Source organism: Bacillus sp. SIMBA_026, assembly GCF_046535335.1.
In the GTDB taxonomy this organism is placed as follows: domain Bacteria; phylum Bacillota; class Bacilli; order Bacillales; family Bacillaceae; genus Bacillus; species Bacillus velezensis.
Genome location: NZ_JAWRWX010000164.1, coordinates 1 through 271, shown reverse-complemented (window position 1 = coordinate 271; position 271 = coordinate 1). Strand labels below are relative to the sequence as shown.

At 53.5% G+C, this 271-nt stretch carries 1 protein-coding gene; it reads left to right on the top strand.

All coding sequences use genetic code 11. From position 1 onward, the window contains the following. A partial coding sequence (locus tag SB847_RS21075) for a contractile injection system protein, VgrG/Pvc8 family (protein WP_410578569.1) occupies nt 1-271 on the top strand: 271 nt, incomplete at both ends.

The following is a 271-nucleotide window of genomic DNA, read 5'->3' as shown; positions in this document are numbered from 1 at the left end:
CGCTATCCAGCGATATTTCAATGCCACTGAAGGCATTCATCGGTGCGCCCGTGGCGTTCCAGGTAGGCGACGTCGCAGGTACTGAACGAACCATTTGTGCAATCGTTTGCGAAGCGCGTCAATTGGCCGCCGATGGCAGTTTCGTGCTTTACGAATTCGTGTGCACCGACGCGCTTTCATTGCTTGATCGACGGGTAACCTGGCGTGTATTTCGCGATGCATCGGTTGTCGACATTTCACACGCGATCATTCAAGAGCATACGACTGGCAA